A 17,078-nucleotide genomic window follows, 5' to 3' on the forward strand; every position below is an offset into this window, starting at 1 on the left:
AGTTTAAACTTAGTCCTCGCATGGTAAACTACTTTGCTTATAATTATAGAAGTCCGTTTTTAGCAAAAATCATTTCATCAGGAGTATTCCAATGGCCAGCAGAGGCGTAAACAAAGTTATTTTAGTGGGTAATTTGGGGCAGGATCCGGAAATTCGCTATATGCCGAATGGCGGTGCAGTTGCCAATATTACTCTGGCAACGTCCGATAGCTGGCGTGATAAGCAAACCGGTGAGATGAGAGAGAAAACCGAGTGGCACCGTGTGGTGATTTTCGGCAAATTGGCAGAAGTCGCAGGTGAATATTTGCGCAAAGGCTCTCAAGTTTATCTCGAAGGCGCTTTGCAGACCCGTAAGTGGCAAGATCAGAATGGGCAAGACCGTTACACCACTGAAGTAGTAGTCAATCCTATCGGTGGAGTAATGCAGATGTTGGGCAGCCGTGGTGCAGCGCAGGATGCACCAGCACAAGGTGGCTGGGGACAACCACAACAGCCACAAGCTTCCCAACAATTTAGTGGTGGCGGTATGCCATCGTCTCGTCCGACACAATCTCCTGCTCAGCAGAACAATGAGCCACCAATGGATTTTGATGATGATATTCCGTTCTGATTTTGAACGGAAATATATTTAATAAACAATATCAAGGCCCCGTTCGTGCGGGGTTTTGTATTTTTTTAGCTCAGTTTTTTGAGACATCAAGAACAAAAATATCAACTGAACCTTTCAGCTCTAATGGCACTGAGGCCTCAATATTCTCTTTAAGTTCTTGCACATTTTTTATGTTATGCGTTTTTTTTCTGCGATTGATTTATCTTCACCAAACCAGATGATATGGCTGACAAAAATTGGTCACAACTTTAGCGTTCTTCCAAAATAGTCTTTCTGATTCATTTGGTGTCAATCCACTGTTATACCAATCAGGGGAAAGCTGGCAATAATTTAAATCACAAGAAAGTACGTATCCAAGAAGAAAGCATTTTTATAATGTTATAAGAGATAAAAAATCTGTACAAATAATAACCATTGCTTGTCGGATAATGATATAGCTTCCTTTGATTATTATTAGCTATTCTCTTTTATAGCAGTATACGATTTCAGAATTGCCAATACTTTTAAGAAAAGAAGAAAACTAAAGAAAATATTTTATAGGTATATCTGAATATGTAGCCAGCAACTGACTCAATTCGTATTGAGAGTAAAACCTCTTTTTCAGATGATAAAAAAAGAGCCAGAAGCTAAATACAGAATTATTCAAAAATCCATACATTTCAATTACGGGATGTGCCTATGTCTATTTAGGAGGATAAATTGAAACATATATCTGTTAGCACAAACGGTTCAATCATTGAAGATTCTATTTTATTTGGTCAATTTGGATGGCCAGAATATGAACCTGATATGACATTCAATGGTCATTTAATTTCATCAGCTTTAAGAGAATTATTACTTGAGAAGTGTTCTGTTTCTAAAACATTGCCATCTGAACAGTGGTGGAAAGAGAAACGGAAAAAAAACTCACCTTTGCATCTTTTAGTTAGAGATTATCTCAATCATCCCTCTATCCAGTTTAATTCCAGAAGTGTTTTTTCATCCTGCTTAGAGACGTTAGAAAAAATCAAGTCTAATATAAATGAAAAGGGGGAAATTGATATCTTACTTCCTGTTTTCTGTGTTATTAGCAATTGGCAGAAAAGACATGATATTACGTCTGTGACGATGGCAGAAGAGGTATCTTTGTTGCATCTCGCGAATATTTCAATATATCTTGAAAAAAATACAGGAGTCAGAATCCGTTTCAATATTCTTTCAGACGCTACATTTTATGCTGGTATTTTTGGTGATCCCATGGATGCGGCAAAACAATATATAGAAGATCTGAAAGAATTTACTCATGTAAGAAAAATCAATGAAATAGTGAATATTCTCGACATATCTGAAATAGTTTCTTTATTTCAAAATGATTATGACCATGCTTTATCAAAGCATCTAAAAACTTTCACATTGGATCCCTCTTTCGGTATTAGTCATGAGGAAGCTATTCGTTTCAATGCCAGTGTCGGGAGCACAGTTAACATTTCAGATCTCTCTCTGACATATAGTCAAAAAAAAGCGATATTTTGTGACTCTATTTTCCCTGATCTGGCAATAAAGCATGAGATCATGAATAGAATTCACACCGCCTTTATTCAGTACAGAGCTATGAAAGAAGCAATGGCGAGTATCCAATGGGAAAAGAGGCTGTTTCCTAATGCAATCCGGGCGACTATTCATCATAAGACAATACCAGTAATTGGTATCAGGATATATCCTGGTTACAAGAATTATTCACCGCATCTTCCCTATCATGGTATTGCTGTTATTGAACACAGGAATAATGTCTGGCAAATGAGTATTGAGCAAGAAATTCAACAGCATGGTAAGCGTTTAAGAATTATTAATAATCGGAGAGTCAGTGATTTTTATGTAGATGCCAATACTCTGGAATATATGGAGAATTTGTTAAATAAATCGAACTTTAGCAGTCTTATAACTTGATAAATCAATATTTAAGCGCTTTAGTTAATGCTGAGTAATATCTCAGCATTTATTTATACCCTTTATTTATCAAGTTGCAGATTTATCGCAACTTGAAACTTATTGGATATATTAAATAAAGCGTTAGTGGAAATAAAATTTTCATCAGTAATAGGGTCAGGAAAATAAAGTTATCGGTAGTTTAAAATTTAATAAACTAATAGTATAAATATTTGTACATATCTCTTATCAGAGAGGAATAGATGCGTAACTTTATTTTAATTATTTTAGGGAATATCGCATTAGAAAGTGCTGTACCGTTACTTTTTACCGTCGGAGGTTTAGCTGGCCTGTATCTTGCCCCATTGGCTTGGCTTGCAACATTACCAATAGCGATACAAATGGTTGCTGGAAGTGTTTGTTCAATCCCACTGTCGAATTTAATGGCACGTTATGACCGGAGAACAGGGTTTATTCTGGCCAGTATGGCGATGATATTTGGCGGATTTGTTTCAGCGGCAGCCATTTATTTAGCCAGTTTCATACTTTTACTCGGTGGGCATTTTTTAATTGGTATCGCTATGATCGGTATTAATTTTCTACGATATGCTGCTGCTGAGAGTGTCCCAAAGCACCGGGCAGCAACAGCAAGTTCTTTATTGCTGGCTTCTGGAATAATTGGGGTCATTATTGGCAGCAAACTGTACGGAAAAGGAGATAGCCTGGGATTCGATCTTCCATTTATCGGGGTATACACGTTAGTGTCCGTTATTGGAGGATGCGCTGTGCTTGCTTTTGTCCCACTGAATCATGAAATGGGAGATTCGATTAACCGGGCAAAAGCTGATGTTGGTAAGGTAACTGGATTCTCATCTATTGTCACAAGCCACTATTTGTTTTTTGGAATTGTATCAATGGTGTTAGGCCATGCAATTATGATGATAGTTATGTCGGCCGCCTCAATTGCTTCTGTCGGTTATGGTTTGGGAGATTCAGAAACGGGCATATTAATTGGTGCTCATCTTGTAGCTATGTTCGCTCCCGGTATTATCACGGGTATGCTGATATCAAGAATGGGAGCAAATCGTATTATTCTGTTGGGCGCTCTCTTTAACCTTGTCGGTTTTTTGATAGGGCTTATTAATGAAACAGAAATTGTTATTCTCGGAGTCCCATTGATTTTTGCCGGATTAGGATGGAATCTGATGTTCTTAGGGGGAACACATATTATCAACAGTATGTCTGATGGTATCAGTAAAGTCCGTGTTCAGGGTGTGAGTGAAACTCTTCTGGCTACTGTGTCAACGATATTCGCACTTGCATCTGGGGGAATTTACGAGGTACTTGGTTGGAAAGGGTTGATTTGGGTTGTAACAATAATGACATTACTAACTATAACGTTATTTTTTATTCGTGTGCTTTTGATATCGAATGATTTTGATAAATCGGAATGAATTTCCGGCGAAAAATAGTTGAGAACCAGAACGCATTTTTCAAATAATTTATCTGTTTTATTTGCTTTTTCTGGCAGATTTTCTATATGCTTAGCCTACCGAATAACCAGAAAGTATCGTTACTTTCCCAGATAAAAAAAGGAGGCCCTATATGTCTATGCAGCGTTTATACGCTCGCTTCTTTGGTATTAGAAGCTCGCTCAAGGGTTTGTGGCATACGCTGCAATAATCTTAGCTTGAGCGAAAAAATATTTAGTTACTAATAATATTTATTTACTAATATAAAGTAGTAACTTAACAAATCCGAGTTCTCTTCACTCAAGCTCGAAGAATTATTGTCAGCATCTGACAACGGTGTTTTGCACCCAAAATTCTTGAGTTATCTATGAGCACTTATTTATCTGCACAATCACTTTCTATTGCTTTCTCTTCGGCTCCTTTGTTTGAGGATATAACGTTTACTCTGAACAAAGGTGACAAAATTGGGCTTATCGGTCATAACGGCTGTGGTAAAAGCACCTTGATGAAATTACTGAGCGGTAATTTGGAAGATTACAGCGGTAAGATCACAATTGCGAATCAATGTGTTCTGGCGTATGTCGAACAGCATTTACCTTTATCTCTGCATGATGCCACATTAATAGAGGCTATTAGCGAGAAAGTTAAAGTTGACGAAATTTGGCGAGCCGAGCTTCTGTTGTCTGAATTGGGATTTCCCGAACAGGATTGGCAAACGCCTATCGGAAATCTTAGTGGTGGGCAACATATGCGCCTGTTACTTGGTCGTGCGGTGATCCAGCAACCTGATTTACTGTTATTGGATGAACCGAGTAACCATCTGGATTTGACTTCTCTGCTATGGCTGGAATCTTTTTTGTCTCAGTGGAAAGGATCGTTTGTGTTGGTGTCGCATGATCAAACTTTACTGGATAGGGTGACTAATACTACCTGGATTATGCGGGACAAGACCTTATATCACTTCAGTATGGCTTGTTCTCAGGCAAGGCAAGCTTTGCTCGAACGTGATCAGGCGGATCTGCAACGTCATGCCAGTGAGCAAAAAGAGATAGACAGGCTAGAGCAGAGTGCCGAACGGTTAGCCACATGGGGTAAGGTCTATGACAATCCCGATCTTTCTCGTAAAGCGAAGACGATGCTGGCACGTAAACAGCGCCTGGCTGAGCAGCAAACTAAACTCACTCAAGGCGCTCCATGGAAGCTGACTCTTCAGGGGGATGCATTACCCGCTAACCGATTGCTGGACATTGAACATATGGCTGTTATGCCTTTGGGTAGTAATGTGGTTTTGTTCAATGTGCTGTCGAAACAGATCAAAAGTGGCGATAGAGTCGCTATTCTGGGTAACAACGGTTGCGGTAAGTCGACTTTGTTGAAAGTGTTGTATAAAGAATATCAGGAAAAGACATTGCAGAATGTGGATTATCATCCTCAATGTCAGCTCGGTTACTACGATCAATCGCTGGAGCAAATTCAGGATGACGAATCACTGAGTGATGCGTTAATTCGTTTTGCACCAACCAGTGATGATCAGCGTAAACGGGCGCTTATCAGCGCAGGTTTTGAGTATCAAAGGCACCAGCAGAAAGTAGCGTCATTGAGTGGCGGTGAACGGGCGCGTTTATTGTTTATAGGGCTAACATTAGCGCGTTACCATTTGCTGTTTCTTGATGAACCCACTAACCACCTTGATTTGGAGGGTAAAGAAGAGCTCTTTGATACCTTGAAGGAATATAAAGGTGGCGCCTTGATTGTTAGCCATGATCGAAGTCTTATTGAACAAAGCTGTAACCGCTTTTGGTTGATCAACAAAGGTAAGCTAACTGAATATCACAATGTTGAAGAAATCTATTCTTTGCTCGAACAGGGTGATAATTTAGAGAAACCAAATTGGCAACATTCTACTGATTACAATAAACAAGAATCGGCAATGGTGTGGGATGAAGAGGTTTTATTGCAACGTCTGATAGAGTTGGAGAAGCTACTGCGGGAGGATTTACGCAGAAAACCAAAACATCAAAAGCCCGCCTTGCAGGAGAAATGGCGACAGGAGATTGAAACGATAAGCAGACAGTTTTAGTGTGTAACCTGTAAATCGTGTTAATTGTATCTGACCGTCATTAGTTTTTTTGATGACGGTCAGATTATTTCAAATAATTTTCGGATTATCGGGATGTTATTATATTGGAAATTCACAGAAATTCGCTGAATTCATCTGCATTCGGCAGTTTTATAGTATGTTTGAATCCCGCTAATTTCACTTCCTGACGTGAAAGTTCGATATCTGAGGGTTGTATCACAGAGCTTCCGAAATCATAAATAATAGATTCCTCGCCACGGCAAATAGCTTGATCCTGTTTTTCACTTTTTTCTTTAACTATCTGATTACATTTGTGATAGTTGTTAATGGCTGTGTTACCATGTTTTTTCGTCAGCATTCGCATTGTTTGCTGTGGAGATAAAATAACAGCGCTCGCATTATTGCCACCAAATCCTTTTGAATTGATGATTGTGGCACGCATATCTTTACCCTGTTCACCAGTAAACTTATCCTGCATTAAAATGTTCAGATTGGAAGAATGTACATCTTCAGCAATGTGATCAATTGTCTTAATGCCGGGTATCCATCCATATTGCCAAACGCCTAGCGTGTTGGCCAATTGATCACCAGCAGAGGTAGAAAAAGAGTGCCCGACATATGCCTTAATGGCGGTAACATCCCAGTGGCTGAGGCCAAAGACTTTCGCGGTTTCATTAATAATGTGGCTTTCTGTAACCCTATTTTGTGGTGTCCCTGTACCATGTGCCTGAACGTAAGAATGCTGTAATTTCCCATCCAGAAGGTTGTCTGTAAGGGAAGCGGCTTTCATCATCGTGATATAGTTACCGATTCCGGGGGAAGAGATGGATTTTTTGTTCGCATCGGCATTCACGAAAACATCAGGCACCGCTCCAAGAATATTAGCACCACATTGCAGTGCGAGATCGTCACTCATAAGCAGCACAAACTGTGATGATTCGGAAAGTGTGAGTCCGACATTAGTTGAAAACGGACGGCAGGCACGTCGATGGTCGACAGTGTTGGTTCCGTCCAATTTACATAATAGGTGGTCTTCTGCAAGAGCTCCCATAGCACGGAATCCTTCGATGATTTCAGGAGTAATAGGTGCTTCGGCACATCCTACTAAACAGACTTTTGCCTTACCTTGCTTGATGTCATTAACGCCTTGTTTAAGATTGTACAGAAAGCTGGCACAGGCACCGATATTGGCAGACGTGCTTCCTATATTATTAATAATATAACTATTAATAAAATCTGCTGGCATATCTGGTAAGGAGAGTGGCAACATTTTAGAGCTAATGCGCAAGCCATTCAGTGGATTACCGATCAATCCTGATAGTGAAAACTGATCTACCTGGCCTAATGCACTGCTGGCGTAAACAGCAATTTGATCAGGCTCTACTAATGCAGATATATTTGACCATGAAATCCCGATTGAGTTGAGTAAATCTGAGGCACCATATACGGCGAGACGTAAACCGCGAGGATGGTGATGGGCGTTATATAAATTTCCTATTTCAAACCCTTCCGGTAATTGTCCTGCGCTGGACATAGAAAGTGGAATATAACTCGATTGCAATAGTTTAACTGTGTCTTTGTCAGAATCGGTTATTATTTTATTAACTGGCACTTGCTGTGTATCGAAAAGCGTTATTTTTCTAATCAGTGTGCCATTTTTTGCTTGTTCAATTTGGGTATTAGTTACAGATTCTATTCCATTAATAATCCCCATTCGATGACATAAATCGCTCCATGTATCTTTCATTATTTTGTCATTAAGACTATTTGATACGATGCGTTTATATCCGTGGAATCCAGAACTTCTTCCAGCCGTATTGATACCACCTAAACCAACAATGACGGGTAATTTACTCATTATGAACTCCAAAAAGGTTTTTTCTGAAGTTTAGCAATTGGTGTAAATTAATACTCTGATATATTAGTCATTAAAACAGAGAATATTGTCATCTGATCTATTTTTATTGAAACTGAAATATCAAATGTTATATACCCGTTGTTTTTCAGGTTACAGCTTTGTTGGCGATATCCTGAAATTCCATAGAATATAGGCACAAAGCGTATAGGATGTCTGGAGACTGAGTATGAATATAGCGTTTGTCTTATATGATAAAGCGTTACAAAGTGGGATTACGTTAGCATCAGATATGTTAAACAGCGCCAGTAGTTTAAGAAGCCACATAGAGCAGAGAGAACAGCCGCTTGTCATGTCTGTTGTAGGAGATATGAAGAAAAACTACCAACAAATACCGCAAATTAGGCTGCATACTTACCATACATTTTCAGAGTTTGTCGATTTTGATTTAGTGTTTTTGCCCCCGATGTGGGGAAATCCATATCCTGCGATGGTTGGCAAGAAAGAACTCCTTTCATGGCTACGTAGGCAAAAAGAAAACAATGCTGTCATTGTTGCGACCGGAACAGGAGTATTCTGGTTAGCTCAAGCGGGCTTACTTGATAAAAATACAGTAACACCCCATTGGGCTTTTTATGACAAATTTGAACGTCAGTTTCCAACCGTGAATGTAAACCGTAAGGCAAGTATTACCTATAATGACAATATTAGAGCCATTTTTTCAAGTGGGAGGTTGCACACAATTTGATGAAATGGTATCAATAGCCCAAAGTTATATTAAGCAGAATATAACATTGCATATCACTATTAAAGACATTGCCAGTTATGTTGGGGTATCGGAAAGTACTCTAGCCCGTAATATCAGAGCACAAGTCGGAGTGTCTCCCCATAAATATATGCTTAATTACCGTTTATTAACAGCAAAGCAATTATTGAAAGATAATAACCTGAATTTATTGCATGTCGCACAGCTAGTAGGATTTAGGGATCCTCACTATTTCAGTAAGTTGTTTAAACAACATTTTGAGCTGACTCCGATAGCCTACCGTAATCTGGTAAAAGCAAAGGCGTTCCATGCCTGATAATTCCATGATTGATAATTGAAATTTATGTCTCAATATTCTGATTTCCTAACCCAAGTCCCCGTAAGCCAATTGCATTTAACTCAGCGATGGTGAAACGGTTTTTCCAATTCTTTTCATAATGTTCTGGAGCGAAGTCTGGTGGTGAAGTGCCATGTTCAAGGGCTTCAGTCACTTGACGGGCATAGGCCAGATTTTTGTTACACAATGGCGCCGCGGGAATATACATTACATTTCCCCAGCCTTGTTGATTTTCTACAGGAGCAACTGAGTGGATAAGATCACAGTGCCACCAGACAGAATCGCCAGCCTGCAATGCCGGGATACTGCATAATCCACGAATAAGGTGAGGATGCCATTGCTCTGATATAGGAAGTGCTTTGCCGGGAACAACACCACACAGTTCATCTTCGGGCACATCATTCAGTAATGGGCGTAACAGAATATAGGCTATTGCTTCAGGAACGGGTACAACATGCAGAAGTCCCTGACCAATCAACATATCAGACAACGCAGTCCAGCCCTGAAATGTTCTAAAAACAGAACATCTCGTTGTGCTATCGAATTCATGTACATCAGGACGATAGGCAGCATCCCAAGGATCGTATTCTGTAAACTGGTTAGTAAAGATTTTTCTGAACACGTTTTGATAATCTGGTTGTAGCCAGCGTTCCAAAGCCCCTGAATCTGTGTGAGCACCCAGACCTTTGGATGTCGTACCTGGTGGTCTGCGGCGAATACGATCGGGATAAATCATGCTGATGTCAGGATCAAACCATTTCACTCCATCCGATTCAAATTTCCATAAGTGATTCAGAAAAGACTGTACCAGCGCAATTTCTTCACTTTGTCTGGCTTGCATCTGTGCATGAGACCAGTAAATGGGATAAATTTCCGGCCGGGATGCTTTAAGACTGCCAAAATAATTATCCTTTGGTCCTTGATAGAAGTGTTCAAATTTATTGATATTGAGGTAATCAAGCATGGACTGATCCCATGCGATTGCCTGATCCTGTGGGAAGTTTTGCCTGACGACCAAACAGCCACGGCGCTTAATCTTTTGTATGATTTCCTCTGTTATTCTGCCTTCAGCCATATCACGCCAATGTATTTCAGGCCAGGCGCTACCCATGTTTTTTTCATCTTCTTTGGCTGCGGTTAATTCTTTTCCTATTTTGTCACATACTTGGGAGAAGAGAGTTGCAACGTTACCGATTTGCTTACGCAGAATTTGTTTCATCTGGCGAATTCTTTTGCGGTAATCATCAGGAAAACTGGTGGTGGTAAAAGAAGTATCCATAGTAGTCTCTGTTTATGAATGGGTTTTATATTGGGACAAAAGTTAATCTAACTCCGATTCATAATATATCAACAAGGTTTTAGTCAATTTGTGGAAAAACACATCTAAATTACAAACAAAAATTATTTTTAATTAATATTGTTGGTGTAATATTTTTGTTTTTAACATGACGGACAGAAGAAAATGCTTGCTCTGTCAATATAATATATAGGGCAAGCACTTAGCCTAACTTACAAACCATTAACCGACAGGGTTATAGTAAATTGGTGAGCCGGGGCCGACAGGTAGACCAAAAATAAAGACCCAAACATAGAAGAACAGTGACCAACCTACCATAAATACCAGGGAGTAAGGCAACATCATAGAAATCATAGTACCGATACCGGCCTCCTTTTTGTATTTCACCGTTATCGCCATAATCAGCCCGAAGTAGGTCATCATCGGAGTGATGATATTGGTTACAGAATCACCGATACGATAAGCTGCCTGAATAGTCTCCGGGGCATAGCCTGCCAACATCAGCATGGGGACAAATATTGGTGCAGTAACCGCCCATTGTGCAGACGCTGATCCAATCATCAAATTGATAAAAGCACAAATCAGAATAAACCCGATAAATAACAGACCGCCGTGCAGATTAATTTCATTCAGGAAATTCGCCCCTTTTATGGCAATAATTTGACCGATATTAGTCCAGCCAAAGAAAGCGACAAATTGAGAGGCAAAGAAAATAATAACCAGATATAAGCCCAGGTTGCTCATGGACTGCGCCATAGCATCGACCACATCATTGTTGGATTTCATTGACTTGGTGACATAACCATAGACAATGCCCGGTATAGAAAAAAAGAGGAAAATAAAAACTACGATAGATTTCAGGAATGGAGAATTGCTGACTAATCCGGTTTCCTGATTACGTAATATGCTGTTTTCTGGTACAACGCTTAGTGCCAAAATCACACCGAGTACCGCAAACGTTATTGAGGCTGCTATAAGAGCTTTCTTTTCCAGAGCGGTTAATGCTGCGGAGTTTATTAACGTATTTTCATCTTCATCCAGAGTACTATTTGTATATGGACCTAATTGTGGCTCAACAATTTTTTCAGTTACATAGTAGCCAAGAATAGAAATCAGGAAAGTACTGGCAAACATGAAATACCAGTTAGCTTCAGCACCAACAATATAGGATGGGTCAATGATTTGTGCTGCTTGTTGGGTGATCCCGGAAAGCAGAGGGTCGATAGTCCCCAATAATAAATTAGCTGAATAACCACCAGATACCCCGGCAAATGCTGCTGCCAGCCCTGCAAGTGGATGACGGCCGAGAGAATGGAAGATAATGGCAGCCAATGGAATAAGTACTACATAGCCTAATTCTGCGGCAGTATTTGACATAATACCGGCGAATACAATTGCCAATGTGGTTAATTTTCTGGGAGCCTTCATTACGACCAGGTGCATTAACGCAGATAGTAACCCTGAGCGCTCTGCAATGCCGACGCCAAGCAGAGCAACCAGCACTGTTCCTAATGGTGCAAAACCGGTAAAGTTTGTCACTAAATTAGAGAGGATTTTACGAATTCCATCTGCATCAAGCAGGCTGACGATATAGATCACTCCATCTTCAGCCCGGCCTTTTGCTCCTTCTGGGCGGGGGTCAATAGCTGTAATGTCAAAATATTGTCCGATTGCTGAAGAGACCAACAAAATAGCGATCAGGATCATAAAAAGAATAACAGGATGGGGTAAAGCATTTCCCAACCATTCAATTGTTCGCAGAAAGCGACTTCCGTTTTGTTTTCTAATTAACATAGTTTCTCCTTCTGATACAGAACAACGGAAGTTACATAATGTTTTGAGTTTTTACCATATCGTAAATAATGAGGTAATAACTGGATTATGAGGCAGTTTTTTATTCTATTTTTTTGTTTTTCTTTTTTTCAAGAAATTGATGTTATTGATTTTTATACGGGGAAATTATTAGAGGTAAGAGTAATAATATATTGAAATAATAATGTCTTAACGTGTTATTATGACAATATGTTTTCTTTTTGTTTCTGCATTAACCTTTATGAAGAAGTGGTTAATGCAGAAACAAATTTTAGGAAGATTATTCCATTTCTCTGTTATGTCAATAGCATTACGATGTAGCTATGGAAATAACATCATGAAGAATAGTTGAGCTTTTAAGATATTTTATTGTATTTATCAGCATCAGATATGAGTAATGGCATTAATAATAATCCCATCAACGCGGCTGCCAGAGTAATCAGAACAAACATACCAGACCAGTCATAATATTCAATAACTTGACTTAGTGGCCAACCCGCAATGGCTGCACTCAGATAGGCATATAGACCGAGGTATCCTGTAACTGTACCAGCGGCTCTTTTATGGCAATATTCTGTGGCTGCTAATCCAATTAGCATTTGTGGGCCGAAAACAAAAAAACCGATACTAAAAATACAAATGGCCAGCAGAACATCATTCTGCTTTGGAGCGAGCCAAAGTGCTGTAATCGAAAAAAATAATCCAAGAGAAAACAGTAAGATCATAGGAGTTCGTTGGCTACGAAAGAGTAAATCTGAGCCCCATCCTGAACAGAGTGCTCCCAGTAACCCACCTAATTCAAACAATGAAAGAATCGTATTCGCATTGAGTAAGTTAGAGCCATGTTTTTCTGATAGCCAAAGACTTCCCCAATCATGTATTGCTGTTCTGATGAAATAGATCAAAATGTAGGAAAAACCAAGTAGCCAAATAGTGCGATTAAATACGATGGTTTCTTTTAAAATTTTTATCATTGGCATTGGGCGCTCTTGTCTGAGTTCCATCACATCTTGCCGCCAATGACCTATACTGGGCAATCCATGTTCTTGTGGAATGCCTCGTAATTGCTGACATAACCAAATTCCTAATAGGATACTAATAACTCCAGAAAATAACAGTGCTACTTTCCAGTTATAAATTGTTGCCAATAGTGTAGATAATAGAGTAAGGAGTATCCCACTGATATTAATTGAAATATTCCAACATCCCCACCAAAATCCTCGCTCACTACGGGAATACCAGTAAGTCAGTAATCTCGCACACGGAGGCCAACCCCATCCTTGAAAAAAACCATTCAGCGTCCAGATAATTAATATAGCTGGCAATGAAGAACAAGATGTGAGAATTATATTAAGTATTCCAGTCATTAATAATCCAGCCCCCATAAACCAGCGATAGCCTGTATAGTCGAGGAAAATGCCGGATACAAATTTTGAGGCACCATAAGCAAGATAAAATAGACTAGCTATCCAGCCAATATCATTTTTATTTAATACCAGTTCCACTTGCATTGCAGGCATAACAACATTCAAACTTCTACGTGTAAGTTGAAATGTAGCATAACCGATCAACATTGTTATCAGTAAGTGAATTCGCCAATAGCGATACTGTTGTGAAATCTGTCCATTGCTACTGGCTTGCATAATATTTCTCCATAAAAGTAAGCCCGTGTAAATAGAATATTTATCTCATTCTTTCAAATTGCAGTTTTGTTAGTTACACCTTTTATCCTGGTTACATCACTACCTATGTTCCCAAAATGTTGTTCCATTGTTGCTGTTCAGCCTTTTGATATTTATTAAGTATTGATGGTACTCCCTGATATATGAAGATTATTGTTTGATTACTCGATATACTCATCTGAATTTATGGGTAAATTAACAACAACATGTGTTCCTCTTTGTGTTTTTAATAGCCAATTTCCACCAAGTATACGAATCCTCTCTTCAATGCCTTTTAATCCAAGACCGCTGTTTTTTTTATTCTCTCTGATGCCGATTCCATTGTCACTAATGCGAAGTTTAATGAAATTTCCTTTTTGTTTTAATGTAATAATTATTATACTGGCGTCGGCATGTTTAATGATATTATTTAATAGTTCCTGAATAACTCTGTAGAGAGTCAAAGTAATAGTGCAATTTTGGGGTTCTTGTAGTAATTGATAATTGAACTGACAAATAATATTCTGCTCCTCGAAAGCAAACTCATTTACAAGGTGACGAATTGCTTGTTCAAATGACATTTCATCCAGAATGGGGGGACGTAATTCGCGAAGAAGTTGACGAGTAGATTGGTGGATTTGTTGAGCAAGAGATTTGATCTGATCGGCTGCTTTTATGGTTAGTGGCGAATTTGCTGTACGTTTCACTAATGTGGATTGGATTTGAATAGCAGTAATATTTTGCCCAATCTCATCATGTAATTCTCTGGCAATATTTTTACGGGTATCTTCTTCAATCTGCACAATTTTTTGCATCAGAATTCGACGTGCAGCCAGTTCTTTTTCTAGTTGAGTACGATAGCGGTTAAGATTTTCTGTTAAACGTTGCTGGTGCATAAGGCTACCAGCTAATTGTTGCTGGCGGCTGATGGCTATACCAAGTCCGATCCCCAATAATGCTTGGGTAGTTAAAAAAATCTCTAGCTCTTGTAATTCGCTGAATGAACCACTAAATTGACGTGCAAAAGTTACGATTAAGCTTCCTAATAGTGCTGATAATACACCGCCTTGCCAACCATAATGGTAAGCTATAAAAACATTGGGAATAAAGACTAAAATTGACAAAAGTCCCTCAATTTTGGGAGATAGAAAGAATTGCCCGCTAATGCCCAATAAACTGAATAAAAAGCACCACATTAGTAATGATGTGCGTAATTGTGGATAAGTTGAGTTGTCAGTAATGTATTGAGATTTTAGATTTTGCTCATATATATAGATATAAATCAGATAAATAAATGGGGATAACAGAACTCCGCCAGTTAGAGAACGAGAAAAATGAGGCCGGATTTACAGGATAATAGGCTACTGAGGAAAAGGGTTTGTAATGAACTGTTAATGATAACAGAAGCTAGCAGAATGGAGAGTTGCTGCCAATAAAGAGAATAATATTTCCATATCTGTTTAATGCTTAAGACTGTTATCAAGCTGATAATAGGGGAGAGTAAAATAACTAAGTTTGTAATAAGTTGTTCGTTATTTAAACATAACAGGATGCTGCTCTCACTGATAATCAGGATTGGCAGGTAACGCTTCCAGAGCAAAATCATAAGAATCAGTCTCAACCCCTGAGGTAAAAAAAGAGCGGCCTGCTGTCCATTTTTACTCAAATAAAAACTGATTATCCATAGTGAAATCCAGGTAAAAGAATAAAAAATCAATAAAAACAGAGATTGTAAACTAAAGCGTACTTTCCAATTCATTTATTAGCTCGTAATAATTTGATGTTGTAATGCATAATGGACAAGATCAATTGTGGTGTCACACTGTAATTTATTTAGAATATTGGCTCGGTGAACATGTACAGTTTTAGGACTCAACATTAGTTGCTCTGCAATATTCCTGGCGTTTACTCCATTAATTAAAAGATTAAATATCTCTCGTTCTCGTGGTGTCAGTATTTGTAGGGCATTTAACTCTTGCGGTTTCTGGTGTAAAGCTTTCATGGCATCGGCACAAAGATAAATCTCTCCTTTATGAACGGTTCGTACTGCTTGTACCAGTTCTTCTGCTCCACAGCATTTTGTCAGATAGCCACGAGCTCCTGAATCAAGAGCGGTTTGCACAAGAGCAGCCGTATCATAAATGCTAAGTATCATAGTACGAAAATTAGGGTGATTAGGACGCAGTCGTGCAAGGAGTTGCAAGCCATTTTCATGTGGCATAGAAATGTCCATGATAACTATATCAATATTGCTTTTTAGTAGGTCAGGCCATGCTTCTTTACTATTGCTGTATTGCCCTACTATTGTAATGTCATCTTCAAGTGTGAGTAGCTGGGCGAATCCAGATCTAACAACAACATGATCATCAATAAGTGCGACTTTTATCTTCATTTTTTATGGTGATTTTTAGTATAAATGTATTTTATATATCATAAAGTTTATGAAAAAGCTTTAGTACAACTGAATGAGTTAATGTTCAATAGCGTCCTGGATGATAAGTAATAATGTTATCTATTGAAATAAAAGTAAAATAATAAGATTGCTTAAATAATATGATCTTGGAGTAGATATTTTCTGATATATGGTGAATTATAAACAGTGGTTTCATTTCTAATCGATATTTCTTTATTTGAAAATAAGGATACTCAAATGAAAGCACTCATTGTAATTGATATGTTAAATGATTTTGTGACTGGTGCTCTCGCCAATGAAGCGAATGCAATGCTAATTGTTCCTGTGATCCAGAAAATGATTAATCATGCCAGGAGTCAGCCTGATTGGTTGGTTGTGTATTCTAATGATTCCCATCAGGAAAATGATCGGGAAGTGTCAATTTGGGGAAGGCATGCTGTGGCGGGGACATTCGGAGCTAAAGTGATTAACGCCTTGGCTCCGATTGGAGTAGCGCGAGAGATTATTTCTCCCAAACGTTTCTACGGTGCTTTTGATGGAACAGATCTGGAGGCAGTTTTCGAGCGATATGGGGTGACTGAAGTGATATTGACTGGTCAGCATACCGATTGTTGTATCCGGCATACTGCTTATGGTGCATTTTTTTGCGGCTATAATATCAAAATATTATCTGATGCTGTTTGTGTTTTTCTGAGGGCAGATCAGGATGAGGCTCTCGATTATCTGAAAACAATTTATGGGGCTGAAATTACAACAAGTACAGCACTTGGTGTATATTCTCTATGAATATTTTAGTGAAATTACCTTTCATATTGCAGTTTTATTGATTATGCTATTTTTTATAACATGGCTGGCAGATATAATATCTGT

Annotated in this window: 12 protein-coding genes and 1 pseudogene; 7 read left to right on the plus strand and 6 right to left on the minus strand. The window is 38.7% G+C overall.

The genetic code is table 11. The annotated features are described in order from the left end of the window. Positions 1 to 91: 91 nt before the first annotated feature. From AAC852_RS12725 to AAC852_RS12740, 4 genes are all read left to right on the plus strand, one after another. Positions 92 to 610 carry a single-stranded DNA-binding protein gene (locus tag AAC852_RS12725; protein WP_340621353.1) on the plus strand — a complete coding sequence of 173 codons (519 nt, stop codon included), beginning with the start codon at positions 92 to 94 and terminating at the stop codon, positions 608 to 610. A 699-nt stretch (positions 611 to 1,309) separates the two neighbouring features. Beyond that, positions 1,310 to 2,536: an L-tyrosine/L-tryptophan isonitrile synthase family protein gene (locus AAC852_RS12730; RefSeq protein WP_340621354.1), complete on the plus strand. Its 1,227-nt coding sequence runs from the start codon at positions 1,310 to 1,312 to the stop codon at positions 2,534 to 2,536. Positions 2,537 to 2,778: 242 nt separating this feature from the next. Then, positions 2,779 to 3,969 (plus strand): MFS transporter, encoded by a 1,191-nt coding sequence (locus tag AAC852_RS12735; protein ID WP_340621355.1) that lies wholly within the window; start codon positions 2,779 to 2,781, stop codon positions 3,967 to 3,969. Between the two features lie 385 nt (positions 3,970 to 4,354). After that, the gene (locus AAC852_RS12740; protein ID WP_340621356.1) at positions 4,355 to 6,067 is read left to right on the plus strand and encodes an ABC-F family ATP-binding cassette domain-containing protein; all 1,713 of its coding nucleotides are present in this window, start codon (positions 4,355 to 4,357) and stop codon (positions 6,065 to 6,067) included. Positions 6,068 to 6,179: 112 nt separating this feature from the next. On the opposite strand, the gene AAC852_RS12745 is transcribed toward AAC852_RS12740, so the two are convergent. Continuing rightward, positions 6,180 to 7,925 (minus strand): beta-ketoacyl synthase, encoded by a 1,746-nt coding sequence (locus tag AAC852_RS12745; protein WP_340621357.1) that lies wholly within the window; start codon positions 7,923 to 7,925, stop codon positions 6,180 to 6,182. Between the two features lie 226 nt (positions 7,926 to 8,151). Here AAC852_RS12745 and AAC852_RS12750 point away from each other — a divergent pair, with 226 nt between their 5' ends. Further along, on the plus strand, positions 8,152 to 8,670 hold the full coding sequence (locus AAC852_RS12750) for a DJ-1/PfpI family protein (RefSeq protein WP_340621358.1): 519 nt from the start codon (positions 8,152 to 8,154) through the stop codon (positions 8,668 to 8,670). A gap of 46 nt (positions 8,671 to 8,716) precedes the next feature. Further along, positions 8,717 to 9,004, plus strand: coding sequence for a helix-turn-helix transcriptional regulator (locus AAC852_RS12755; protein ID WP_340621359.1), 288 nt, complete (start codon positions 8,717 to 8,719; stop codon positions 9,002 to 9,004). Between the two features lie 25 nt (positions 9,005 to 9,029). Here the strand turns inward: AAC852_RS12755 and AAC852_RS12760 are convergent, their stop codons facing one another. From AAC852_RS12760 to AAC852_RS12780, 5 genes and pseudogenes are all read right to left on the minus strand, one after another. Next, the gene (locus AAC852_RS12760; protein ID WP_340621360.1) at positions 9,030 to 10,304 is read right to left on the minus strand and encodes a DUF1479 domain-containing protein; all 1,275 of its coding nucleotides are present in this window, start codon (positions 10,302 to 10,304) and stop codon (positions 9,030 to 9,032) included. Positions 10,305 to 10,544: 240 nt separating this feature from the next. Then, complete coding sequence (locus tag AAC852_RS12765; RefSeq protein WP_340621361.1) at positions 10,545 to 12,116, minus strand: AbgT family transporter; 1,572 nt, start codon at positions 12,114 to 12,116, stop codon at positions 10,545 to 10,547. A gap of 374 nt (positions 12,117 to 12,490) precedes the next feature. Beyond that, a complete protein-coding gene (locus tag AAC852_RS12770; RefSeq protein WP_340621362.1) occupies positions 12,491 to 13,777 on the minus strand; it encodes an MFS transporter in 1,287 nt (428 codons plus the stop codon). Between the two features lie 200 nt (positions 13,778 to 13,977). Beyond that, positions 13,978 to 15,554: pseudogene (locus AAC852_RS12775) on the minus strand (MASE1 domain-containing sensor histidine kinase). 3 nt (positions 15,555 to 15,557) lie between these two features. Continuing rightward, the gene (locus AAC852_RS12780) at positions 15,558 to 16,187 is read right to left on the minus strand and encodes a response regulator (RefSeq protein WP_340621363.1); all 630 of its coding nucleotides are present in this window, start codon (positions 16,185 to 16,187) and stop codon (positions 15,558 to 15,560) included. Between the two features lie 258 nt (positions 16,188 to 16,445). Here AAC852_RS12780 and AAC852_RS12785 point away from each other — a divergent pair, with 258 nt between their 5' ends. Next, positions 16,446 to 16,994, plus strand: coding sequence for a cysteine hydrolase family protein (locus AAC852_RS12785; protein ID WP_340621364.1), 549 nt, complete (start codon positions 16,446 to 16,448; stop codon positions 16,992 to 16,994). The last annotated feature ends 84 nt before the right edge of the window (positions 16,995 to 17,078 follow it).

The organism is Xenorhabdus siamensis, from assembly GCF_037996745.1.
GTDB lineage: Bacteria > Pseudomonadota > Gammaproteobacteria > Enterobacterales > Enterobacteriaceae > Xenorhabdus > Xenorhabdus indica.

Coding starts and splice junctions, on each gene's coding strand:
- AAC852_RS12760 (WP_340621360.1), bottom strand. CDS start 10,304: ATGGATACTTCTTTTACCACCACCAGTTTTCCTGATGATTACCGCAAA.
- AAC852_RS12780 (WP_340621363.1), bottom strand. CDS start 16,187: ATGAAGATAAAAGTCGCACTTATTGATGATCATGTTGTTGTTAGATCT.
- AAC852_RS12735 (WP_340621355.1), top strand. CDS start 2,779: ATGCGTAACTTTATTTTAATTATTTTAGGGAATATCGCATTAGAAAGT.
- AAC852_RS12725 (WP_340621353.1), top strand. CDS start 92: ATGGCCAGCAGAGGCGTAAACAAAGTTATTTTAGTGGGTAATTTGGGG.
- AAC852_RS12745 (WP_340621357.1), bottom strand. CDS start 7,925: ATGAGTAAATTACCCGTCATTGTTGGTTTAGGTGGTATCAATACGGCT.
- AAC852_RS12750 (WP_340621358.1), top strand. CDS start 8,152: ATGAATATAGCGTTTGTCTTATATGATAAAGCGTTACAAAGTGGGATT.
- AAC852_RS12765 (WP_340621361.1), bottom strand. CDS start 12,116: ATGTTAATTAGAAAACAAAACGGAAGTCGCTTTCTGCGAACAATTGAA.
- AAC852_RS12770 (WP_340621362.1), bottom strand. CDS start 13,777: ATGCAAGCCAGTAGCAATGGACAGATTTCACAACAGTATCGCTATTGG.
- AAC852_RS12740 (WP_340621356.1), top strand. CDS start 4,355: ATGAGCACTTATTTATCTGCACAATCACTTTCTATTGCTTTCTCTTCG.
- AAC852_RS12785 (WP_340621364.1), top strand. CDS start 16,446: ATGAAAGCACTCATTGTAATTGATATGTTAAATGATTTTGTGACTGGT.